This window comes from Nocardia transvalensis (assembly GCF_015477765.1).
GTDB classification, from domain to species: Bacteria; Actinomycetota; Actinomycetes; order Mycobacteriales; family Mycobacteriaceae; genus Nocardia; species Nocardia transvalensis_A.
This window is the reverse complement of the sequence record NZ_JADLQQ010000013.1, coordinates 215,986-239,326: the sequence shown is the minus strand read 5'-3', so window position 1 is coordinate 239,326 and position 23,341 is coordinate 215,986. Positions and strand designations below refer to the sequence as shown.

Annotated in this window: 23 protein-coding genes; 13 read left to right on the top strand and 10 right to left on the bottom strand. The window is 63.9% G+C overall.

Features of this window, described 5'->3' with window-relative positions; translation table 11 throughout:
• Nucleotides 1-377 precede the first annotated feature (377 nt).
• The gene (locus tag IU452_RS32610; RefSeq protein ID WP_195113056.1) at nt 378-572 is read left to right on the top strand and encodes a hypothetical protein; all 195 of its coding nucleotides are present in this window, start codon (nt 378-380) and stop codon (nt 570-572) included.
• Nucleotides 573-673: 101 nt separating this feature from the next.
• On the opposite strand, the gene IU452_RS32605 is transcribed toward IU452_RS32610, so the two are convergent.
• On the bottom strand, nt 674-1,240 hold the full coding sequence (locus IU452_RS32605; protein ID WP_195113055.1) for a TetR/AcrR family transcriptional regulator: 567 nt from the start codon (nt 1,238-1,240) through the stop codon (nt 674-676).
• Between the two features lie 209 nt (nt 1,241-1,449).
• Between IU452_RS32605 and IU452_RS32600 the strand changes: the two genes are divergently transcribed.
• A complete protein-coding gene (locus IU452_RS32600; protein WP_195113081.1) occupies nt 1,450-2,985 on the top strand; it encodes an FAD-dependent monooxygenase in 1,536 nt (511 codons plus the stop codon).
• 259 nt (nt 2,986-3,244) lie between these two features.
• Here IU452_RS32600 and IU452_RS32595 read toward each other — a convergent pair whose 3' ends face one another.
• Nucleotides 3,245-3,661 carry a hypothetical protein gene (locus IU452_RS32595; RefSeq protein WP_195113054.1) on the bottom strand — a complete coding sequence of 139 codons (417 nt, stop codon included), beginning with the start codon at nt 3,659-3,661 and terminating at the stop codon, nt 3,245-3,247.
• Nucleotide 3,662: 1 nt separating this feature from the next.
• Nucleotides 3,663-4,961, bottom strand: a complete 1,299-nt coding sequence (locus tag IU452_RS32590; protein WP_195113053.1) for a hypothetical protein — start codon at nt 4,959-4,961, stop codon at nt 3,663-3,665.
• 271 nt (nt 4,962-5,232) lie between these two features.
• On the opposite strand from IU452_RS32590, the gene IU452_RS32585 reads away from it, so the two are divergent.
• The 9 genes from IU452_RS32585 to IU452_RS32545 all read left to right on the top strand — a co-directional run bounded on the left by IU452_RS32585 (nt 5,233) and on the right by IU452_RS32545 (nt 14,898).
• Nucleotides 5,233-6,513, top strand: coding sequence for an inosamine-phosphate amidinotransferase 1 (locus tag IU452_RS32585; RefSeq protein WP_228819131.1), 1,281 nt, complete (start codon nt 5,233-5,235; stop codon nt 6,511-6,513).
• Nucleotides 6,514-6,674: 161 nt separating this feature from the next.
• The gene (locus tag IU452_RS32580; RefSeq protein WP_195113052.1) at nt 6,675-7,991 is read left to right on the top strand and encodes a hypothetical protein; all 1,317 of its coding nucleotides are present in this window, start codon (nt 6,675-6,677) and stop codon (nt 7,989-7,991) included.
• Entirely contained in the window at nt 7,988-8,344 is a 357-nt protein-coding gene (locus IU452_RS32575; RefSeq protein WP_195113051.1) for a hypothetical protein, read from the top strand. The genes IU452_RS32580 and IU452_RS32575 overlap by 4 nt, the downstream gene beginning before the upstream one ends.
• A gap of 37 nt (nt 8,345-8,381) precedes the next feature.
• Nucleotides 8,382-9,158, top strand: coding sequence for a hypothetical protein (locus tag IU452_RS32570; RefSeq protein WP_195113050.1), 777 nt, complete (start codon nt 8,382-8,384; stop codon nt 9,156-9,158).
• Complete coding sequence (gene menD / locus IU452_RS32565) at nt 9,155-10,837, top strand: 2-succinyl-5-enolpyruvyl-6-hydroxy-3-cyclohexene-1-carboxylic-acid synthase (protein ID WP_228819130.1); 1,683 nt, start codon at nt 9,155-9,157, stop codon at nt 10,835-10,837. Before IU452_RS32570 ends, menD begins: the two co-directional genes overlap by 4 nt.
• 9 nt (nt 10,838-10,846) lie before the next feature.
• Nucleotides 10,847-12,097 (top strand): MFS transporter, encoded by a 1,251-nt coding sequence (locus IU452_RS32560; RefSeq protein ID WP_195113049.1) that lies wholly within the window; start codon nt 10,847-10,849, stop codon nt 12,095-12,097.
• Between the two features lie 80 nt (nt 12,098-12,177).
• Nucleotides 12,178-13,158 carry a phosphotransferase family protein gene (locus tag IU452_RS32555; RefSeq protein ID WP_195113048.1) on the top strand — a complete coding sequence of 327 codons (981 nt, stop codon included), beginning with the start codon at nt 12,178-12,180 and terminating at the stop codon, nt 13,156-13,158.
• Nucleotides 13,159-13,767: 609 nt separating this feature from the next.
• Nucleotides 13,768-14,337 carry a hypothetical protein gene (locus IU452_RS32550; RefSeq protein ID WP_195113047.1) on the top strand — a complete coding sequence of 190 codons (570 nt, stop codon included), beginning with the start codon at nt 13,768-13,770 and terminating at the stop codon, nt 14,335-14,337.
• Nucleotides 14,338-14,340: 3 nt separating this feature from the next.
• A complete protein-coding gene (locus IU452_RS32545; protein ID WP_195113046.1) occupies nt 14,341-14,898 on the top strand; it encodes a hypothetical protein in 558 nt (185 codons plus the stop codon).
• 167 nt (nt 14,899-15,065) lie between these two features.
• Here IU452_RS32545 and IU452_RS32540 read toward each other — a convergent pair whose 3' ends face one another.
• From IU452_RS32540 to IU452_RS39045, 5 genes are all read right to left on the bottom strand, one after another.
• Nucleotides 15,066-16,079 (bottom strand): site-specific integrase, encoded by a 1,014-nt coding sequence (locus tag IU452_RS32540; protein WP_195113045.1) that lies wholly within the window; start codon nt 16,077-16,079, stop codon nt 15,066-15,068.
• Nucleotides 16,076-16,549, bottom strand: a complete 474-nt coding sequence (locus tag IU452_RS32535) for a hypothetical protein (protein WP_195113044.1) — start codon at nt 16,547-16,549, stop codon at nt 16,076-16,078. Before IU452_RS32535 ends, IU452_RS32540 begins: the two co-directional genes overlap by 4 nt.
• Nucleotides 16,546-16,788: a hypothetical protein gene (locus IU452_RS32530; RefSeq protein WP_195113043.1), complete on the bottom strand. Its 243-nt coding sequence runs from the start codon at nt 16,786-16,788 to the stop codon at nt 16,546-16,548. The genes IU452_RS32535 and IU452_RS32530 overlap by 4 nt, the downstream gene beginning before the upstream one ends.
• 14 nt (nt 16,789-16,802) lie before the next feature.
• A complete protein-coding gene (locus tag IU452_RS32525; protein ID WP_195113042.1) occupies nt 16,803-17,072 on the bottom strand; it encodes a hypothetical protein in 270 nt (89 codons plus the stop codon).
• 373 nt (nt 17,073-17,445) lie between these two features.
• Nucleotides 17,446-17,571, bottom strand: a complete 126-nt coding sequence (locus IU452_RS39045; RefSeq protein ID WP_267467698.1) for a hypothetical protein — start codon at nt 17,569-17,571, stop codon at nt 17,446-17,448.
• Between the two features lie 331 nt (nt 17,572-17,902).
• On the opposite strand from IU452_RS39045, the gene IU452_RS32520 reads away from it, so the two are divergent.
• On the top strand, nt 17,903-18,478 hold the full coding sequence (locus IU452_RS32520; protein ID WP_195113041.1) for a hypothetical protein: 576 nt from the start codon (nt 17,903-17,905) through the stop codon (nt 18,476-18,478).
• Between the two features lie 135 nt (nt 18,479-18,613).
• On the opposite strand, the gene IU452_RS32515 is transcribed toward IU452_RS32520, so the two are convergent.
• Entirely contained in the window at nt 18,614-19,525 is a 912-nt protein-coding gene (locus tag IU452_RS32515; RefSeq protein WP_195113040.1) for a restriction endonuclease, read from the bottom strand.
• Between the two features lie 544 nt (nt 19,526-20,069).
• Between IU452_RS32515 and IU452_RS32510 the strand changes: the two genes are divergently transcribed.
• Entirely contained in the window at nt 20,070-21,740 is a 1,671-nt protein-coding gene (locus IU452_RS32510) for a DUF2130 domain-containing protein (protein WP_195113039.1), read from the top strand.
• 179 nt (nt 21,741-21,919) lie between these two features.
• Here the strand turns inward: IU452_RS32510 and IU452_RS32505 are convergent, their stop codons facing one another.
• A complete protein-coding gene (locus tag IU452_RS32505) occupies nt 21,920-23,128 on the bottom strand; it encodes a GAF domain-containing protein (protein WP_195113038.1) in 1,209 nt (402 codons plus the stop codon).
• Nucleotides 23,129-23,341: the final 213 nt, after the last annotated feature.

Below are 23,341 nucleotides of genomic sequence, written 5' to 3'. Positions count from 1 at the left end.
AGACACATCCGGGCTGTTGATCAGACCCCGCAACTCGGCCCGCTGATCCGCCGTCAACTCCACCCCCGACAGTCAACACCACCGCACAAGACCTCACGCAAGAACAACAGAATCACGCACCACTAGCTGAAGTTGGTCCGTGATTGCCGGAACCGATGAAACGGTGTCAGCTCATCCAGTGAAAAGAAGCTCACGCTGGGCGGTCAGCCAGATGAGTGCCTGGCCGCAGCCCGTTAACTTTCGGCCAATCGATGACGGCTGAACCGAGCTTGCCCGCCCGGCGCCCTGGATATAGTCAGTGCAAGCGAGCTGTAAGTAGCCGAGTTGAGGATGTAGGGGAAGTCCCTGCGGGCGAAAAATCCGTCGCGATCGCTCCGATGCTCGGTGAGCCTCCGGTACGGCATCTGGCGCAGGTTCCGCTGTACCTGACCGAGTACATCCGCCTTCTCGGCGAGTACTCGGGTCACGAGCTCGCCGACGAACCCGACGCCTACGGCCCATACCTGATATCGATCTCACCCCGATCCGCGTCGATGGCCCGCCCACCGGTGGATTCAGCCGTGGCCGCGTGAGCCAGCCAAGGGTTGCATGCTCGAGCTGGCCGGGTGCGTGTCGGCCGAGCACCTGACCGGGCCCGGCGCCACGTCCGAGGGGTGATCGCGGGAACCGGGGATCACAGCAGTCGGTCGACGAGCCTGTCGATGTAGTCCGCGGTGAGCGGGCCCATGTCGAATAAGACGCGGATGTACATCGGGGCCAGGATGTGATCCAGCACGTCGAACGCGTCGGGTGCGTGCTCGCTGCGGTCGTGGGCGCGATCGAGCATGGACTGCAGTTGCCGCATGCGTTCGGCGCGGAGGTTGTCAGCGGCCCGCAGGCCCTGCTGACCGTTGCTCGACAGGGCGACGGCCAGGTGTAGCACCGCCGGGCCGTCGGGTCCGGTGATTTCGCGGGCCACTTGGGCCGCGTAAGTGCGCAGGTCGCCGTCCAGGCTCCCGGTGTCAGGCATCGGTGACACCGCGTTGAGGCGGGTGAGCGCCACCTCGGTGAGCAGGCTTTCCAGATTGCCCCACCGGCGGTAGATGCTGCTGTCGGCTACGCCCGCGCGGGCTGCGACCTCGCCGACGGTGAAGTTGCCGTAGCCGCGTTCGCTGATCAGGTCGGTGACGGCCCGGTGGACCGCCGCGCCGACGCGGGCGGCGCGCCCGCCGGGCCGTCGGACTGGCTGTCGCTCGTTCACACCACACACCTTAACGCAGTCGGCGCTTGCGTTTGTGCGGCAACATCCTTATAGTCCTCTAACGCAGTCAAACACTGCTTTAGTGCGCCAGGGTGGAAACGCTATCCGCGTCAGCCTTGGCCAGCGCAACCAACGATTGAGAGGAATTCCTTTTGGCTCCATCGGATGAGGCCGTAGGTGGTCGATCAAGCCGGGCCGCCGACTACTCCGTGGTGATTGCCGGAGGTGGCCCAGTGGGCCTGATGTTGGCGTGCGAGCTGGGGTTGGTCGGCGTCGACGTGCTGGTGATCGAGCGGCTCACGAGTATCGACCCGACGATGAAAGCCGGGTACGTGAACTTAGCGACGGGTCAAGCCTTTTACCGGCGTGGCATGTTGCCGCAACTGCAGGAGCGGCACGACGCCGCAGTGGAGCGGACGCAGAAGTTCCTGGCGTCCAAGGGAATCGAGAACGCTGTCGGCGGCGGTCCGGTCGGAGCTCACTTCGCGGGTATCGTGCTCGACACCGGTCTGGTTGATTTCACGGGTCCGATGTTCACGCATGCCGGACCGGCGGCCGGCGTGATCCTGGTGTCGCAGCAGGAGATCGAGGCGCTGCTGAATGAGCGTGCGGCCGACCTCGGCGTCACGGTGCTGCGCGGCGCCGAAGTCGCCGGATTCACCGCCGACGGTGACGGTGTCACAGTCGGATTGGGCGACGGGCGCACGGTTCGAGGCGAATGGCTGGTGGGCGCCGACGGTGGGCGCAGTGTCGTGCGCAAGCTCGCCGGGTTCGAATTCCCCGGTGTAGACCCGGAAGTCACGGCGCGCCAGTTCGTTGTCGACATGATCGGTCACGAGAAACTGCGAGCGGGGTGGAATCGCACCGATGGCGGCGTTTATCTGCATGGGCCATACCCGGGGCGGGTGGTCACCGTCGAGTTCGACGGTCCACCGGAAGATCGTGAAGCCCCCATCACGCCGGCGGAGTTGGAGGCGACGGTACGGAAGGTGGCAGGTGTCGACGTCGAAGTCACCGCGATCCACTCGGCTACTCGCTTCACCGACCACACGCGACAGGCGAACACGTATCGACTGGGTCGGGTGCTGCTGGCCGGCGATGCGGCACACGTGCATTCGCCATTGGGCGGGCAAGGGCAGAACCTCGGCATCGGTGACGCGGTGAACCTGGGTTGGAAACTCGCCGCCGTTGTGAAGGGTACGGCGCCAGAGGATTTGCTCGACACCTACACCGCCGAGCGGCATCCGGTCGGCAAGTGGGTGTTGGAGTGGACGCGCGCACAAGTCGCCGCCATGCGAACCGATGCGCGCAGCCTGGCACTGCGCAACGTGCTCACCGACCTTATCTCCACGCCCGACGGCGCGACCTATGTGCTAACCAAGCTATCCGGCGTACTGCACCGGTACGAGTCCGGGGACCACGACCTGGTCGGAGCGCCCGCCCCGGACATCGAGCTGGCCGACGGCACACGCGTTGGCGACCATTGCGCGGACGGACGTGCGCTGCTCGTGGATCTGGCCGATAACGCGACAGTGCGGGATGCAGTCGATGGCCGGGCAGCTCGGGTACGGGTGGTGTCGATCAAACCCGCGCAGCAGGTGGCGTGGTCCGCGCTGCTCGTCCGGCCCGACGGGTACGTCGCTTGGGCCGCCGACGAGAACCCGGATATGTCCGCCCTGTCGGTCGCCCTGCGCCGGTGGTTCGGTGGGCCGACTCTTCGAGATTCTTCACCGCCGGCTCACTGATCTGCCGTGGCTACCACCAAGAAGTGACACTCCCCGGCGCAACGACTCGCTATGCCGCGAGGAGTTGGCCATCAGCACAAGGACCGTTGCAATATGCAACATCCGATATTGCCGCATATCGGTCGGATGATGCCCACCCGGCCGGACCGAAGCCTGGTCTGGGTCCGGAGAGCGCGGCCCCCTTGGCCGACAGCCCGACGGTGGCTGGATCGTTGCCGCTGTACGTTACCGGCCACGGATGGTGACTCCGCTGCCTGTCTTACCCGACCGTTCTCGGGAGGATTCCTGTCGGCCGCTGGCCGAACGGGACGATGTTGCTGGTGGTGGACTCCAAAGTGAACTCGGCGATCACGGCGGCCAAGGCTCGGATTCGGGCGGTAAGAATCTTGTTGGTGTCGATCAACTTCCGCTCGCGTGCGAGGGCATCGTCGAGCTGTTGTTGCAATGCCTGAACGCTCACTGGGATCGGCCCGCCGCCAGCGGCGGCCTTGAACTCGGCGATCAGTTCGGTGTGGTGCTCGTAGAGCCGGTGGCGGGGAACGTTCGCCTCGGTCGCGAGCCCGGCGACGGTGAGCTTGCCGTTGCTGCGGTGGGGTGCTCCCGTGAGCAGTCGTTTCGCCGCTTCGCGGAGTTGGTGCTGCTCGGCGTCGAGTTGGGCCTGTCGGTCCTCGGTCATTTCACAGCTCCGTCTTCGTGTTTGGTCGTTCGCTCTCGTGGTCGGTGATGGCTCGTTCGTGCACCTGTAGCCGCTGCTGGATGCGTTGCTGGAGTGGCTCAGGGAGCCCTGGGATACCCAGCTCGGCTCTGAGGCTGCGGACGTGGTTACGGAGTTCGCTAATGTCACGGTCGGTTCGTGCGATGTTGGTGCAGGTCATTCGGCAACGTCGCCATGACGGACCGCTGTCAGCGTCTTCGGATGCGCGGCAGGCCGCAGTTGCTGGGCGATAGACACAGGTCAGTAGTGGACCATGGTGAACTTGCAGATCGGGATTCGACAGTGCGTGCGCGACTTGAGCTTTCGTGGTGATGGCCAACCCGGCGTATTTGCTTCCGGCGGCGACCCGTCGGCGGTACTCATCGGCGGCCGGGCCGGAGACGTGCTCGCCTCCGAGACTGAGTCGCTGGTGGTCGTCGTGGATGGCTTCCGCGCGGGCCAGGAACTGTTCGAAGGCGAGCTCATCGACGAATCCCGAATCGGCGCGCCCGGCGTATCCGAGAATCAGTTGATCGTGAGTGTGACCGTATTGTGTTGCGCCAGCGATGGTTCCACCGGGACGGCGGACGATGTGCCAGGCCAGCGTGCGGCGCAGACGGGGAGCCAGGATCTTCCCGGCGGGATCGGCGGTAATGATCGGGTGGCCGATCGCCGCCGCAACGTCGGTGTTGAACCAGTCGATGAATGCCGTGATCTCGGTGTTGATAGTGCTGGGCGTGCAGGTTTTCGATGCCGCCCGCAGGAACCAATCCTGCGACCACAGTTCCCCGGACGGAAACAGCAGCGGGCCCGGTGTCAGCCGCTGCAGGATCGAGACGGCGTGCTCGGTGTGCTCGGTGACGACCCAGGGAATGGTTTCGGGTGAGCGTTCGCGCCGATGGTCACCGGATTTCAGCTGCTCACCGGACATGAAGATCAACCCAAGCTTGCTGTCGCGGCTGATGCACCCATGGCGGAGGTTCAATGCTTCCCCGGTCCGGACGCCGGACAAATAGGTGATGGTCAGGAAACAGGCAGCGATGACGCGCCGGATCAGGGCGGCCAGCTCGGTTGCTTCGACCGGTTCGGACCGCCATTGCGTGCCGTCGAGCCGTTCACCGGGCCGCGCGAGGGTCTTCTGCCGGTTGACCTGAGGCCACCACCACTCTCGATGTCTTGGATCTATTCTCGAACATTCGCGTGCGAGTCGTCGTAAATAGGCCCTTCGTCCCTTTCGTGGCATTACTGCCATTCGATCAACTATCCAGCCGATGGGCGACATGGGCAGCGAGGGGATTGTCCTCATGGCGTTCTCGGCCCGGGCGTGCAGCGCAGTGACTGGGAGCGATACATCCATCTGGAAGGGCTTGACGGGAGTCGCTAGAGCTGCTGTACTTCTTCACATTACGAACCGTGTGGTGCGGTTTACGTCCCCTGGGGGTGAATTCTGCATTCAACATCTTCTTGATTGAAATCCCACCCTGCACTTGTGTCGGCCAACGCAGGTGGAAGGCGTGGGGGTTGTCTCTCGTCTGTCTCTCTAATCGGGCGAGGTGAACGGCAGAAGGCCTGGTCCGTCAAAAGCTTTCGGTGCACGGCGAGGGTCGGTCGGCTGTCGCTGTTGGAGCCATTGGGTGTTGGCTCGGCATGAATCTGTATTTGTGATATTTCCCTCGAAACTGGAGGGGCGACGAGTGTTGAACAGTCATGATGAATGGTCTCCGCTCAAGGAGATTGTGGTTGGATCCGCTGAAAACTATACGTCTCACGACCGGGAATTGTCGTTCGATCTGTTCTTCCACGAAAATCTGTTTCGTTCCGACTGGGCTTACCCGCGCCTCAGCAAGGCGAGCCAGGGTAACGCCGACGAGCGGAGCTGGGGGATCAAACAGCGGTACGTAGAGGAACTCAACGAGGATGTGGAAGGCCTCGCGGAAACGCTGGTATCGCTGGGGGTCACTGTGCACCGGCCGATCACGCTGGCCAAGGACGCTGCCCCGATCGCCGGATTCGGGTGGGAGGCGCCGCCGGTACCCGCGCTCAATATTCGGGACAACACGCTGATCCTGGGCGATGAAATCATCGAGACGCCGCCCGCGATCCGATCGCGCTATCTGGAGACCCGGTTGCTCGCGCCGATCTTCCGGCGTTACTACGAGGCGGGTGCGCGGTGGACGACGATGCCGCGGCCGCTGCTCACCGACAACTCGTTCGATCTGTCCTATGCGCGTGACATCGAGACCACCCTCGGTGGGCCGACCGAGCCCGTCGAGGACCCGGAGCCGTCGCCCTACGACGTGGGTTTCGAGATGATGCTGGACGGCGCGCAGTGCCTGCGTCTGGGTGAGGACCTCGTGATCAACATCGCCAACGAGAACCACCGGCTGGCCTGCGATTGGTTGGAACGTCACGTCGGCGATCGCTACCGAATCCATCGCGTGCACAGGATGAGTGACAACCACATCGACAGCATGTTGCTGGCCCTGCGGCCTGGGGTGTTTCTAGCCCGGCACGCGCAGATCGCCGCGCTACTGCCGTCGCCGTTCGACAAGTGGAAGTTCATTGTGCCGCCGCAGCCGAGCCCGGAGAACTTTCCGTCGTACGACGACGGCGACCTGCTGCTCACCAGCTCCTACATCGATCTGAACGTCTTATCCGTCAGCCCGGACGTGGTGCTTGTCAATGAGGCTTGTGTCGAGCTCGTCCGCACCCTGGAGCATGAGGGGTTCACTGTCGTGCCGGTCCGGCACCGCCACCGTCGACTTTTCGGTGGCGGATTCCACTGCTTCACGCTCGACACGATTCGCGAAGGCGAGCTGCAGGACTACCGCTGACGTGTCCACGCTCGCCCGTCGAGTTTGCCGCCGAGACACGGAAAGGAGGGATTGCCATGTGGGATGAGCTGGACGACGTCGAACACGACACGTAAATCAGCGGGCGGGGCGGGGACCGTGGTCCTCGCCCCCGCCTTCCCAGCGGCCGAAGGACCGAGGAAATGCGAATCCTGGTAGGCAACCATATCGACGGGTCGATCCGGCAGCGCAAAGACATGCGGTCGTGGACGCAACGGATCCTGTGGTTCGCGCGGGCCGGCGACCTCGTCGTCCTGCCGGATCATCCGGACAGGGAGTTCCTCACCTACGTCACCGAGCTGACTGGTGTGGATCCCGGCACCCTGCACGTGCACGTGCCGCCGCCCGGAACGTCCGGACATCATCTTCTGGACCTGGGAAGGTTGGAGGACCCGGGATTCGTCCGGCAGGTGGTGGCAGACCTTGCCGACGTGTCCGAGGTGTTTCCGCTGTGGCCGTCGGCTCAGGTGGCTCGGTTCGCGCACGCGCTCGGGTTGCAGAAGGAACTGCCTGGTTACGACTTCCTCTCGCAGGGCGGGGGTGAGCTGGTGAACAGTAAGGCGAACTTCCGTGCGCTCGCCGCTGCCGCTGGGGTACCGATCGCTCCCGGCGAAGTGGTGCGCAGCGTCGACGAGGCTGTGGCCGCGATGACGCGATTGCTCGCGGACTGCGACGCGGTCGTGGTCAAGCAGGCACACAATGGCGCGGGCTCGGGCAACCAGATCGTCACGCGCGGCGACATCGAAACCGCCCATGCCGGAACCAAGCACCAGTATCGGCTCGCGGCGAGTCCCGATGCGATCGGCGAGTATTGGCGGCAGCGTTGGGCATGGGCTTCGGCAAACGATCGGTTCCCGGTCGTGGTCGAGGAGTTCCGTCAGCGGTGCAGGACGGTCTTCGCCGAGCACGCCGTCGAGGACGAAGGCATCCGGTTCACAGAAGGCGGCACCTTGCATTATGTGAACCACTGGCTGAGCCATCAAACCGTGCCATTGCGCGGGCTGTCCGATGACGCCCGCGAACTCCTACTGGCCGGCGCTCGACAGCTCGCCAACATCTATCGCGCAGTCGGGTTCCGCGGCTACATGAGCCCGGATGCCGTTCTGGATGAGAACGGTCGGGTGATCTTCACCGAGGTCAACGCGCAGGTCTCCGGTTCGGCACACCTGTGGGATATCCTCGCGCACCGGGTGGTAGACGTCGACTCGGAACCACAGCGATCGGTCGTCGAGTACCACTGGCCCAAGCACTGGCGGGTAGCATCACCGTCCGAACTGCTTGTCGTAGCGAAAGAGCTTGGCTGCCAATACAATCCGCGAACCCGCACCGGCATCATCGTTTCCACCCCGTTCGACCCGTTGCGCGGCGTGGTGTTCGCATTGGCGTACGACCACGCGGAGTGGCGTGACGAAATGCGTGACGCGCTCGAGCAGCGGTTCAGCGAAGGAGTAGACGCATGATCGGAATCCAGAACGCGCTGACCCTACTGCTGATCGCGGTTCTGATCGGCGACGGCTATCGTAGCCGCGGGACCGGGTTCTTTCGCTGGCCGATGTTCTCGAATCATTGTGCGGTGGTTGCCGATCTGACCGTCGAGACACCCGACGGTCGCCGCGAGCCGGTGAAGATGTTCCACCACTTACCCGCGCATGCACCGTGGCTGCCGCCGCGCGATTTCGACGTGCTGGTCGAATACCTGACCCGCGCCGGACGAGTTCACGGCAGCGGCACTTTCTACGGGAACACCAAGGTGCACGAACTCGAGATTGTGGACTCTCGTGTGGATATTAGACGCACTCGTACGAAACTTTGACCTCGCCACCGCCGAATGGCGGGTCCAGGTCTTCCGGGTGCTGTTCGGGCTCGGTTGCCTGGACAAATTCCTCGAGACCTTTCGGCACGAGGGCTGGCACCGCTTCGCCCCGGGCACATTCAATCGCTATTACCTGGAGCGCAAGCAGGGTGCTGTCGGAAAGTGGGTCGCCGAGACCTACCAGGCTTCCTCTGTCGTGCGAGTCCTGCCGGCGTTCGGCGTCGTCTTCGGCGTCTGGACGCGATGGTGCGTCGTCGTCATCATCGCTTCGTTCGTGCTGGAGTTGCTGTACGACCCACCCCGTAAGACGCCGGTCTTCTTCATCCTCAACGGGGTCTATCTGATACTGGCCGGCAACAGCGGATCCTTGTTCCACTTCAGCACCGCCCACACGACCGCGAACACCTGGGCACAGTGGCTCATCGCGATCACCACAATTCATCTCTACTGGAACTCGGCCTGGATCAAACTCCGTTCGCCCCAGTTCCGCTCCGGTCGCGCCCTGGCTCAGGTCGTCCACGTCGCGGAACGAACAACCGGGATGGTGAAGTACCGGGAGTACTGCTTGCCGGCGTCGATCTGGCGGCCGTTGTCCGGCGGGACCGACACCGACGTGGCTCGGTGGCGGGTGGGCGCAGTGCTGACCATCGTGATGGAGATCGCACTGCCGATCGGCTTGCTGTTTCGTCCGACCTACCTGGTATTCGTCGTGCTCGGTGTGGGCATGCACCTGATCTTCACTTTCCTCAAGCCCCGGGGTCTGGTGCCTTTCTCGTTACTCACCTCGGCCAGCTACCTGGCGTTCCAGCCATGACGGCCACGCAGGGAGAGCGCCGGTTGCTGGACCCGGGTACGGCCTTGGCCCGGGTGCTGGTCGACGAGCTTGTGCGTGGCGGGATGACCGAGGCGGTCGTCGCGCCCGGGTCGCGGTCGGCTGCGCTGGCGATTGCTCTGGATCGCCACCCAGGGATCAGGGTGCATGTCCGGATCGACGAGCGGTCCGCTGGATTTCTGGCGCTCGGCCTCGCCAAGGTCTCCGGCGCGCCGGTCGCGGTGGTCTGCACCTCCGGGACTGCGGTGGCGAATCTGCATCCGGCAGTGTTGGAAGCCGGGTATGCGGGGGTGCCCCTCGTGGTGTTGAGCGCTGATCGCCCGCCCGAGCTGCGCGGTACCGGAGTGAACCAGACCGTGGACCAAGCCAGGCTCTTCGGTGAGGCGGTCGGATTCTGTGCCGAGCTCGCAGTGCCGGAGATGCGGATCGGCATGGTTGCCTACTGGCGGTCGGTCGTCTCGCGGGCGCTCGGCGTCGCCGATCGAGGCCAGCCGGTGCACCTCAACGTTCCGTTCCGGGTGCCGGTGGCGGTCGAGCAGGACGACGACTGGATCGAGCCGCTCGACGGACGGCCGGGAGGGGAGCCTTGGACGGTGGTCGATCGGGCACCGGTCGTCGGGGTCCGGGTGCCCGAACTCGAGGATCCGCCCGAGCGCGGGCTGTTGGTTGTCGGAGACGGTGCAGGCGACGTGGCTGCTGCGGTGGCGTTTGCCGAGGCGGCGGGATGGCCGGTGGTCTCCGAACCGACCGGAAACGCTCGACACAGTCCAAACGCAGTAACGACATACGCGCACCTGCTTGCGGTGCGAGACGTGGCGGCAGACCTCGAACCCGAACTCATTGTGACTGTCGGCAAAGCGGGCCTGGTTCGGCACCTGCTGGCGCTGTATCCGAAGGTGCCGAACCTCGTGGTCTCCGGCGCGGTCCGATGGTCCGACCCGACCCGCACAGCGCTGCGGGTCGTACCCTGTCTGCCTCCGCCGCCGTCCCCTGGCCGGACCTCGGGCTGGCTGAAGAATTGGCTCGCTGCGGAGTCGGTGGCCAGGCGGGCCTTGGACCTGGCGATCGACGGTAATGAGCTCACCGAGCTGCGGCTGGCCCGCGACCTGGTCACGCTGGCCGGGGCCGACAGCGTCTTGTTCACCGGCACGAGTCTGCCGATCCGACATCTGGACGCCGCGGCCGGTCCTGGCCCGCGGATCATCGGTAACCGGGGAGTCAGCGGGATCGACGGATGCGTATCAACCGCCCTGGGCATGGCGCTGGCACACCAGGCCAGCGGCGGCGGCCAAGGTTTCGCGCTGCTTGGTGACCTCACGCTGATCCACGACCAGAACGGCATGATCCTCGGTCCTGACGAAGCACGCCCCGATCTCACCGTTGTGGTGGTGAACAACCGAGGCGGGGGGATCTTCTCGACCATGTCCTACGCCCGGGTGCCCGGCGCGGACCGGCTCTTCGGCGCGGTGCACACAGTCGACTTCGCACACGTCGCCGCGGCCGCGGGATGGCATTACCAGCGGGTGAGCCGGACGGACGAGTTACCCGGCGCACTACACGGCCGATCGACCCGCCTGATCGAAGTGGCCACCGACCGCGCCGCCACGGCCGCCCATCTGAACTCGGTTCGGGCCGCTGTCGCGGCGGCGTTCTCCCGGTAGGTGATGCGTTTGCCGACCCGAAGATTCTTTGTCGACCTCGGACCGTTGCGTGGCAACCCCGCCTTCGCCCGACTGTGGTTCGGCACCTCGGTGTCGGCGGTCGGCGGCCAACTCAGCTCATACGCAGTGTTGCTGCAGAGCTGGGATATGACGCACTCGGCAGCCGCCGTGGGCGGGACCGGATTGGCGGTCGGCGTGCCCCGGATCATTTTCGCGTTCTTCGGCGGTGCACTGTCCGACCGTGCGGATCGGCGGCGGTTGGTTCTCATCAGCGGGCTGGGGTTGATTGCGGGTTCGCTCGCGTTGACCATGCAGTCGGCGGCCCACTGCAACAGCATCTGGCTGCTGTACCTGCTTGCTGCGGTCAAGGCGGTACTGTCTTCGGTCGCCGGTCCGGCGCGCGCTACCTTCGTCCCGTCGCTGCTGCGACCGGACCAGGTCGCATCCGGGGTCGCGCTGAACCAGCTCGCGAGCCAGTGGTCGGTGTTCGCCGGCCCTACCCTGGCCGGATGGCTCACTGTCTGGTTCGGACTCACTGTGTGCTATGCGCTCGACACCGCGAGCTATGTCGCCTCCTTGTACGGCGTGTATCGGCTGCCCCCTCTGGCTTCCGGGGCGAAAAAGCAGCCGACGTTCGGTCTGATCGTCGACGGTGTCCGCCACATCGCCAGCACACCGGTGATCGTCGGCTGTCTGTTGGCCGATCTGTGCGCGATGGTGTTGGCCTATCCCAACGCGTTGCTTCCGGCGTTGAACGCCAACCACTTTGGCGGGGGTCCGGCCACCCTCGCCTATCTGATATCTGCGATGGCGCTGGGCGGTTTTCTGTCCAGCGTGCTGTCCGGCTGGGTGACCCGGTTCGACCGGACGGGGCTGTTGATGGTGCTGGCGGTCATGGTGTGGGGCAGTGCGCTGTTCGCCGTCGGTCTCGTCGGCCCACTGTGGTCTGCACTGGCACTACTGGTGGTGGCCGGAGCGGCGGACACGGTCACCGTCGTGTGCAAGGGGATCGTGGTGCAACTGTCGACGGGCCAGGATTACCTGGGCCGGGTGAACGCTGCATCCCAATCGATCGGGGTGGCCGGTCCGGCGCTCGGTAACTTCCGGGCCGGACTGACCGGTTCTGCGTTCGGTGCCGAGACCGCGATAATGCTTGGGGGATTGCTGTCGGTGTGTAGCGGATTGTGTCTGCTTGTAGGCATCCCTTCAATACGGAGATTCTCGAAAACCCGAGCAGAAGCAATCCGCCAGCCCGCATGAGGATCGTTGTCGCCAATATCCGGCCTCCGCAGTTGCGGTTCGGTGAGAGATGTTGAGAGATGTAAGGAGTGGTTATCCGGATGGAGTTCCACCAGATCGAGCGACCCCCGGATGCGTTCCAGCAGCCGGTGGCTGCGGAGACGATCCTCGCGATGAGCCATCGCGCCTTCGGCACGGATGCTGACGTGGTGTCGGTGCGCGAGCTCGGGGGCGGGCTCTACAACACGACCTACGAGGTGGTGCTGCGCGAGCAGGTGACCATCCTGCGAGTGGCGCCCGAGGCCGCCCGCCAGTCGCGGCTCGAACGGTCACTGATGCGCAACGAACACGTGGCCTTGCCGTACTTCGCGCCGATCGCTGCGATGATGCCGCGCACACTGTTCGCCGACTGGACCGGGGAGCTGTGCGGACGGGACTATCTGTGGCAGACCCGGCTGGACGGTGTGCCGGGACTTGAGGGGCTCAAAACCTATCCCCGTTCTACGTGGCAATCCTTCTACCGGCAGCTCGGCGCAATCACCGCGCAGGTGCACAAGGTCCGCGGCACACGGTTCGGCCGAGTGGCCGGCCCGGGTTTCGCCACCTGGAGCGAGGCGGTGCTCGCGACCTTCGAGGACACCATCGCAGATCTGGTGGACGCCGGACTCGACGTCGCCGATCTGCAAGCAGCGGCCGCCGCTGTCTTGGCGAATGCCGCCGTCCTCGACGAGATCGAGGAACCGCGCCTGCTCCACGGGGACTTGTGGACATCCAACGTCATGTTGGCCGCGGACTCACCGGCGCCGACCATCGTCGGTGTACTCGACCACGACCGAGCCTCATGGGGCGATCCCGCAGCAGACTGGGGACTTTCTCTGATAAACAGCAAACCGCCCGAAGCGCAGGAGGCATTCCGGGCGGCCTACGGCGCAGCGCACCCGACCCCGCAGGCCGACTGGCGTGCGACCGTGTACCAGGTGCTGCATCTCGGAGCCATCAGGCTGGAGCGGCACCGAATGGGCCGATTCGCGAAAATCCCGGAGAGCTATGACGCAATGTCGCCACTGATCGGGCGACTGTGAGCCTTCAGGGCTTGCTTGAGCCGGTTGCCTGAAAATCAGGCAAGGCCGCTACCCGCCGAAGCCGAGTTCGCCGCTCTGCGCTAGTTCACGCTCAACGGCACCGACCACCGCAGCCACGGCGAGCAAGACGACGCGATCGCCGCTTACATCCGCTGGCACCACCAGCACATCCCGACGCCCACATCAACATCTCCCCGCTGCGCTGGGAACACTATCCCGCCGAGCTGCGCGCCACGTTCAAAGTGTTCTTCCTGGCCGTTCTCGACCATCCTTCGCCCGGAAGCCCCGACGGCGCGCGCCCTGCCGAACGCACCAGCGTCGGCACCTTCAACTACTGGTTCGCCGATCTGCGCATGTTCGCCCACTGGCTGATCGACCGCGGCACAACACAACTCAACGCCCTCACCATGGAAGGGAGGGCAGAAGCCGGATCGACGGCAATAATCGGCCTGAGCGGGTTGTCGAGGGCGTGTGCGACGTGGGGCTGCGGGTTCGTAGCGGCTTCGCCGCCGCTGGCGAGCGGTGCTGCTGATGGCCCCACTCCAACGTCGGCGCGTTCGCTGGTGGCGCCGCCACGGCGCGCAGCTGGCGGCGGGTTATATTGGCGCCGTGAGCACCCAAAGGCTGGTGGACACTTGTCGGGCAGACGACGAGACCCCGCCTTGTGCGGAGCCGGGCTGCGGGCAGTCGGCCGCCTTCGATCTCGTCGATTCCGACGGGTTTCGCACACCAGCGTGCCGCGAACACTATTCGAAGATTGTCGCCGCGGCGCTGGAAGACAGGCCACCCCCGTGGGCGAATGAACTGATAGACGAGTGCACGACAGGGGATGCAGATCCACAGGTCATCACCGAAAAACTCCTCAGTCTTATCGAGCCGTATGATGAATGGAACCTTTTCGACTACCTCGCAGACGCCGCACGCGAGCCCTTCACCGGCAACGAGGGAGGCGAGGACTCGATCGGAGAGCGCCTCCAAACCGTCGTTGAGGAACTTGGAGGGTACTTCGACGACGCTCTGATCGCCGCGGCAATCGCCAAGGCGGGGGACCGTGCGGCCGATCTCTGGTTCGGCTCCGAATGGTCGTCAAGCCTTGTAGCCGACCTGAAAGCGCTGGCCCACAGCGCGGATCTCGCGCAGTTGCTTATCGCTTACTACCGCCAACGGGACAGGCGGTGAACCATGTCCCCGCAACCAGAGGTCTTCACCACCCTGATCGAGCCCGGCCGCACTCAGCAATGCGCGAAGCCTGAATGCACTGCTCCAGCGGTATTTCTGATCCACACCTTGGAACCCAGTTGGACACCCGCCTGCGTAGAGCACAACCTGGCCCTCGTAGAAAGTCTTCTGGCTACGGACTTGACGCTGGGCTCCGCACGCCTCGTCAACCGGGCGGTCATCGAGGCGACGGGGCCCTGGAACGCGAAGATTGTCGCTGAGCAGTTGCTCGCCGTCATCGATCCCGACGATCTCTGGTTGGTGCTACTACACCTGTCCGCGGTCCTTGCCGTCGACCCGCAGTTCAAACCCCCGCTGGATATCCGCGTTGCCGCCGCAGCCGTGGTGCTCGCCGACGGCTACCCGACCGAGGCCGCAGCGCTGCGGAACGCAATCGTCCAAATGTCGGAGCCCTGGTTGGACGAGCACGCCAGTACGGACATCTGCGTCGACTTCCGTACCGTCGCCGAGTCGGCCATGGCCGCGGCCAAGATCTTGACCCGCTTCCCGGACTTCAGATAGCCCACAGCCTTCCTCCGCCCAACTCCGCGATGAGCGCGATTGCCGCCGCGGTCGAGTCGTCGGACTGGGTGAAACCCGCACAGCTATACGGTTCGGTTTCACCTGCCCCGGGTGACGACTCATGGGTTGGCTCCGGACAGGTCCCACTGCGACGTGATTGCCTCCGATTAGGCGGCGAGCGGATGTGGGATTCCAGTCATAGCGGACAGCGCCTCGGCGACTTCTTGGACGCTGGCGCGAATGTAGGTGACTGTTTGTCCGGTACGGCTGTCTGGTTCGGTGTGTCCGGCGTAGGCGCGGGCGACCGCGTAGCCGAAGTTGCGCTCTACCCAGGTCAGGGTCGTGTGGCGGAGCCAGTGGGTGCTGATCTGCTGGCGGCGGACCCACTCGAGGTGGGCACCGATCCGATTCCATAGGGAGTCGTAGCGGCGGTGCGTGACCACTCGGCCGTTGTGTTGACGGAACAAGGGTTCGGATTCGACGGGGTTGTCACCGTGTCGTTCGGCAATGTGGTGGAGCATGGCTTGCATGAGCGGGCGCGACACTGGTTGCCAACGGACCGTTCCGCCCTTCTCGCGCAAGTAGACGAGGCATTGCTGCGGATCGAGGTCCATTGGCCGTAAGGCGAGAGCTCCAGCGCGCCGACAGGCGGTTTCGATATGAAGGCGAAGCAGCATCGCATCCAGGCACGGGTCATTTCCGGTTGTCGCCGCGACGTGCACGATTTCGGCGAGTTGCTGGTCGGGTATCGCCCGCCTGGTGCTGGCCAGCCTGCGGGGTTTGGGTACCTTTCGCGCCGGGTTGTCATCGGGGCGGATGAAACGGTCTTCTTCGGCGTGCCGGTAGAGATACCGGGCAGCGGCGATGAGACTCTCGGCTGCGCTACGTCCACCGCGCGAGTTGCGACGAACGATAGCCTGTTGTTTGGTCCGTTCGGCGAGTTGCCGCAGCTCGGTAGAGGTTGGCTCGGTGATGACACGCGTACCCCATGCCTCCTCGATGCGTCGCAGGTACGGGCCGTAGACGCGGAGCGTGGTCGGCGGCATCGTGGCGATGATCGCAGGTATGTAGGTGTTAAAGGTTGGGACGTTGGCAGGTGGGGCCTCGACGAGTTGCTGCGGCGTGAGTCCGAGTTTCGCAAGCAACAGCCTGGCGGCCTCGATCTCGGTGGCGGTTGTCATCGGGCATCACCCATCGCTTGCTCATGCAACGGTGACAACGCCCGCTCGATAAGCCGCATCGGATAAACAAGGAGAAGCTTGCGGCGCACTGACGCTGCGACCAGAACTCGCTCACCCGGTTTGATCAGGCAGCGATGGCGGCAACCTGCCGGTAGAAGCAGATGGCCTCGATCTGTTAGCCGACAGTCGCCGTGCTGGTCCTCCCTGATGATGATGGTTCGTCCGACGACCTCGATTGCCAATCTGGACTCGGGTCTCCAGTTCAAGACTCCGACTGGCCTGCGGTCACTGAGACGGCCGTTGAGGCTGACCGACGCGACGCTGTAGTGGAATTGTTCAGCCTGGGCGTCGATGTCGCCAATTAGCTCCGGCATCGGAAGTTTTATCGGCAGATCGGAATCTGCCGGAACCGCGGATTGATTGGCGGACCAGGTCAGTGGTAAGGCGGTGCCTTTCGGGTCGCTACTCATTCGCTGTCCTGTTCGAGTGGTGTCTTCTTGCCCGCGACCCACTCGTCGACGTCAGCTTCGTCGAAGAGCAGAGGAGAATTTGGGGCATCGCCCGCTTTCCAGGCCCTGTCGTAGAGTTCGTGGCCTTTGACACGAAGATGGCGGATACGATCCGGGCTGTGTCCGGTACGGGCCGAGACCTGGTGGATTCGCAGAATTCGTCCGCGACCACCACCAGGGCGGCCTTGGGTGGATTCCATGACCGCACCCCGGGTCAGGTGAGGTCGGCCTGGGCGGCGAGGGTTTGCGCCTCGTGGGAGAACCAGAGCGCCAGCTCCTCCGCGTCGTGCTGGTCTATGCCCTTCTTGAACTCGGCCAGCAAGGTAACGATGACGAAGGCGGGGCGCACCCCCTCGTCAGGATCCTGGATCATGTCGACCAGAGCCGTCACGGCTTTGAAATCTCCACGCACCGTGTGAGCGAGCGCAGACATAGCAATCTGCTGTTCGCGGATCGAAGCTGGGTCTTGCTGGACGTGCGCCATGGGAAACACCTCATAGGGGTATCCGACGGGCGTAGCAAGGCTGACTATCAGCCGGCGGGCCGCCGGAGGCAGCGTGGTAGACCCGATCCGTGACGGCGAACGGGCCGTGGTCATCAAGATCGGGAACCGTCGTAAGAAAACTGCTTATGTCGACGGCGCTACATCCGGATTCGCTGCCAGCGATTACCGGGAAACCCCTTGAACAGGGGCGCAGCTGCAATTGTAGACCAGGCGGTATTGCAACTGCAACCGAATGGCTATCGGAATGCTTGAGCGGATCTGCCGCCGCACTCGGTGTGGCAATCGCGTGATTTTTGCCGAGGAGGGGCATGGTCGTGGCCCGCGCCCGGGTCACCCGACCATGAGCGTGGAGCTACTCGTCGTCCTCGTTGTGGGTAGCTGTTGCATCGGCGCGTTCGCCGACCCCGGATCGAGCGGTGTCGGATTCGGGGTCGCGCTCGGCCGCAGCCGCGATGCGGTCTGCAGCTTCGCGATCCATTGGGCATCGCTGGCACTTCCAAGCCGGATGAAGCACTGTGAAGTAAACTGCGGTCCTCACGATTTCGGGCGGTGGCCACAATGCAGTTGAAGCGCACCACCGCGTCCGGCGAGTCGGACCTCGTCCACACGCAACGCCTCCTAGACTCCAATCGAAGTAAGCGTGCCGATTCCGCCGGCCGGAGTTCGAGTCGTCGTCCGCCCACGCCGGACACGATGCCGACAACCGAAGGGTCATTGACCGTCGCGGAATTGTGGCACCTCTCGCCCGGAACGGATCACGTCAGGCGGGGAGGAGCGTGGGCTTCACCCGCCGGAACGAGGATCGTTCGATGACCCGCAACAACAGTGCCGCCACCCGGGCAGCTCGCAGCACTGCCCGCAGCACGGGTATGTCCTATACTGCGGCCCTTTACGCGCAACGCGCCGCAGTTCCGGTCACCCCCGAAAGTCTGGTCATTGCCGGATGGGGGCCTGACGTTGAGATATTCGCTCCAGTCACCGATGTTCGCGCCGACACCAACTACAGGCTCGTCTGGGTACATCACAGCTACCCCTCAATCTCCTGTCTCGGTACCGCCACCGGTCGCCACCTTCTCGCCCAACCACGTGTGACCCACCACCGCTACGGAGATCAACCACTGGTCGATATCCGCCCCCTCGTCGACTTCGATACACAGCGAAACGAGTACGGATCGATCACCATCAGCCTTGGCGTGGCGTCGTTCGATATGAGCGTCGGGGTCTTGAACGTCTACTGCGACGGTTGCCCTTTTCACCAGATGGAACTCGGGCTTGAACGCGCACTCGACACTGCGCGGGACCACAACGACCAGCACCGCGAGTTCCCAGGTGACTGGGGATATCAGCGAACGCCCGACGGCCGGTGGCGACGCATCCGCTCTTGACGAGAACACCCGAATTGGCCTTGGTGCGTCGATCCTTCGACCGGCCGCGTCGCGGCCTCGACATGCGCGCCTTGCGGGCATAGCGGCGCTGCTGCGGGCCACCCACGGATCGCTTACCGCTCGCGACGATCGCTGTCACTGCGGACTGAGTTGAAGGATGTCGTAGAAGCTTTCGCCCCACATAGCCCACCGGCGGACTCCGTAATCGTCTATCAGGTGGATCTCGTAGTCAGCGGCGAATGCGGTGGCATTCGCGGAGAACGTGCCGTTGGTGACGACGACGGGGATGTCGGCGTTATGGACTTGGCGTGCAGTGCCATTGACTTCGTAGAGGACGGAGGGCCGGATCGAGCCACGGTGGCGTAGCTTGCACTGAACCACGACGCGTCGTCCGTCCGGCGTCACCGCGATGACATCGGCGCCCTGGTCACGGGCCCCACCGCCGCGCCGCAGAACGGTCAACCCGTCGCGGTGAAGAAGGTCGGCTGTGAGCTTTTCGAACCCTGCCGGGTCGCATCGCTGGAGGTCGCGTTCTGTCCACCCTCTCCGGGATTCCACATAGGCGCGACGGCGGGCCTCCACCTTCCGAAGCTCTGCGATCCCTGCCGTATCACGAGCGACGGCAGCGTTGTAGGTGTCGACCAAAGGGAACGTCGCTTCCCATGCCTGCCAGATCGCATCGGATGGCAAGATGCCTGCGTCGGTGCTGGTGAACTTACGCCGGGGATCTCTTCCGAAGGTGTTCTGAAGTTCGGCTATTTGTGCTGTCACCGTGGCCTCGAGGGAACGAATCGCCTCGATTGTCTTGTTGCCGTGTTCGATGTAGGAGTTCAGCAGGTCGGCCATCTCCCGGCGGGTGTAGTCGCAGCTCCACCCGAACGGTCCTGGAGACTCGAGGCGCGTCCTTGCGTCCTCGATGCGCTTCTGGATCGATTCTCTGTCTGCGACGAGAAGATCCAAGGTCTCTCGGGCGATCCGGCCTTCGGCAACCCAGAGAAACGCTGCCAGCAAATCGTCGGCGTCAGCCTGGGCGATGAAGTCGCCCATGTGTTTTCTGAGACCTGCTTCTCGATACCTCCGCGGCCACACTGTGGTCGGATGCAGCACGGTGGGAATGGGTTAGGCAGTTTCCGATCCGGTTGTCAACGAGGCGGGACGAGCGATTCTCACCGCGGCAATCTAGCGGAGGAGTCCGACTGAATATCAAGTTTGCACGATGTGGGCTACGTGATACTGGGGGCATCAGCTGACTCAGTTAAGAGTCGACCGGAGTAGCTCCTCTGCTTTCGTTCTCGGCGTGCGTATCTTGAAATATATAGCAGCTGAACAACATTGGGCTATAGATGGGAGATATTTGCGGTGCCGACCTTTTGTGTTCTGAATCATTCGGCCTGGTCAAGCCAGTTGCGTGGCGGGTGATGGAACGGGTCTGTGTGGGCTTGATTTGACGAGGAATGTCGGTGGCATCTGTGAGACTGCTCGACCGTTCTACTGGTTCGGCAAGAGAGAAGAAATGGCCCGGCGTAATAACCAAGAGTCTGTTGGCGGTTTGACGAACTGCCCGAGTTGCGGCGTCGACCTTGGATCGGTGTTGAGCGAGCGACACCTTGCACCACTGGTCGACGAGATCCGCCGCGATCTCGAGCGGCAGTACGCTGCGGACAGCGACGCCAGGCTGGCGGTGAAAGAGCGTGAGATCGCAAGCAAGACTTCCGAACTCGCTGAGCGCGACAAGAAGTTCGGGCAGACGCAGGAAACGTTGGAGGCTGCGCTAAAGGAACTAGCGCAAATGCGCGCGGAGAAGGTCGGTTTCAGCGTCGAAATCGAGAAGGCCCGCCTCGCCGGCGCGGACGAGGCACGTCAGGAGCTCACACAGACGCTGGAAGAGCAACTGGAACTGGCGGAGAAGCGCGGCAAGGGCCAAGCAGTCGCCGAACTGCAGGCTCGACACAACCTGGACAAGCAGCAAGCCGCTGCGACAATCGAATCGCTCAGGACGCAGTGCGGTCAGCTGGAAGTCGAGCTTGCGGCTGGAGCGCGCGATCACGACGAACTGGTCCGCACGATCACCGCGCAGGCCCAGGCTACGGTGGCCGAGCAGATTGAGTCGCTCACGATGCAATGCGGTCAGCTCGAGGCCCAGCTTGCGGCCGGAGCGCGCGATCACGACGAACTGGTCCGCACCATCACCGCGCAGGCCGAGACCACCGCGGCCCAGCAGATCGACGCGTTGCGCGCTCAGTTGTCCGAGCAAGCCGCTGCTGCGCAGGAAGAACTGCGCGTCGCGCGGGAAGCTCGCGAATCCTCTGAGAATCAACTGCGCGATCAACTACGACGATCAGAAGACGACAAGGCCCAGCTTCGAGTAGAGACCGCCAGCCTGCGGGATCAGTTCGACGACGAGGTCCGCGAGAAGGCAGTCAAACTCGCCGAGGACAGCACACGCAAGGAACGTGCACGTGCCGAGGCGAAATCAGCGGCCACCATCGAGGATCTCAGAAACCAGCTGGCCTCGGTGACCGCCGAGCTGGAAAAGGCTCATCAGCATGCGTTCTCGTTCGGGATCCGCCGCTTGCCCGAAGGCGTGATTCGCCAGGAACTGTTCGCCGAGGAACTGCGCAAGCGCTGGCCTCAAGACGACATCGTCGTCGTTCGATCCGGTCAGAAGGGCGCCGATGTCCACCAGACGGTTGTAGAGAACGGTCAGGTCTGCGGGGTCATTGTGTGGGAGTGCAAGGCCACCAAGAAGTACAACAAGGCATGGATCGAGAAGCTGATCAAGGACCGTGACGAGAAGCGAGCACAGATCGCGGTGTTGGTCACCGAAGCAATGCCGACCGTACCTGCCATCGAAGGCTCGGGATGGATTGACGGGATTCTGGTGTGCGATTTCGAAACTGCCGTACACGTCGCGGGACCGTTCCGTCAGATGATCGCGACCGTCCGGCAGCATGAGCTGACTGACGCGGCGCGTGGGGACCAGACCCCGGAAAGGGTGTACACCTACATCACGGGCAGTGAGTTCATGTACTGCCTGGAAAAGATCGTCAAAATGGCGCAGATGGCACTCGACGAGATGGCTCACTTCCGTCGCCACGTCAACCGGCTCTACGGGAAGCTCGACACGGCCCAGCAGGAGATCATCGACACCATATGCACCATCGCCGGACGCTTCGAAGCGACTGGAACCATCGTGCCACCACAGCTGCGCGGCGAACTTCCTTCCAACGAGCGGCTGGCCCTGCCACCAGGCGACGACTAGTCCACATCCGAGCACATGGCGATGAACGACTGAATCGCTCGGAGAACTGGGGTGATCGGACGCAGGTCGGCGCGGGACTCCGCGCCGACCTGGCGCAGATCCGGACGGCGAGTGACAACGAATTCTTGAAGTACAGGGACTGGCGGAAATCCGACTCTTCATGGACAGCGAATGTGCAGTCATGGTGATGGCTCGTGCGGTGTGAGAACGACGATGGCCTGGGGGCGTCGCGCGCCGACGAGGGCTGTCCACTCGGTGTGGACTGAAATCCATCGGCATGACGGCGTGAACCTGACTTTCAATTCCGCGGTGGCGCCGGTCGCACCGCGATTCAGCTCCGCGCAACATCGAGCAATGGCGGCGGCGCTATGGTTGTCGATCTGGGGATTCTGGTGACTCCATGGTTCGAGAGGACCTGGACCGAGACAGATCCAGCGATTGATGAGGCAGGTTCCAAGATCGATGCGCGCGATCGCGTGAGTTGTCGGGCCGGGGTAGCCGGCGAGCGTGACCGAGTCCACATGCGGCGGTGGTGGGGGCTGTAGGGCGGTGATGTCGTGAACGATTCCGCGCACGGATCGTTTGCCATTCTCGACATAGACCTGTGCCACGATGCGCAGGTGTCGGCGTATGAGGCTGAACCGGCCCGGGGTGGTGACGGTACCGACCCAGCGGTCGACTGTTGATGCTCGATCGAACAGGTCGAGGAAGCCGAGGAAGTCGTCGAATCCGTCGATGTAGCCGAGGAGTTCGGGCAGGGTGTACTGGGATCGGGATAACGGCGCGGGGATCCCGAGTTGCCGTTCCAGTGCTGAGTTGAGCCGAGCGACTCCGGTCGCGGCGTCCCATTCGACGGTGCCGACTGGCCCCCGCAGGGGTGGCTTTTGTGCCGGTGTGCCGGTCCACAGTTGCACGGCATGAACCGCGCCGGCCGGACCGACAGCGGGAACGACGTGGACGTTCAGCGGGTGGACGCCGGGGATATCGCGGTATTGGCGTTTCCGTGTGACGAGGCACTGCTGAACAAGGGCGGATATCGCGGTCGATGCGCGCCTGCTCTGCGCTATGCGGGTGCGGTCGAGCTTCCCGAAGGGCTTGAGCTTGTCGCCTTCGGCAACGACGACGATTTCGCCGTTGCCCGATAGTGTTTCGGCGAGCACCCAACCCAGGAGCTGGGGCTGGGAAGTCGGCTCGATCGAGTGTGTCGCGGGGTCCTGGTTCGGGGTTGCGGGGCGTCGGCGCGGCAGCCGCGCCGGGGACGGGCACTCGGCTGGAGCACCGCCACGCTGTTCGTCGTCTTCCTTTTGTGCAGGTGTGTTGTGGAGGACCCGGTTCGGAAGATGCTTGGCTGGAATCGATTCAGCGTCGGCGTGCGGGTCGGTAGTCATCGCGGCTCCTTGGTTCTCTCGGCTATCGGAGCCGCCGGTGAGCGGGGGATGGGGCTGAGGCGGCTCCGTTGGATGCGACCGAGGTTGAACAACGACTATGTAGTCGGGTGGATCGGTCGGCCGGGCCACGGATGGCTGCAGAAGTCATCGGGTGGTTCGGCGGCTACATCCGGCGTCGCCTCCAGCTGATGCCGGGAAACCCTCACGGGGAGG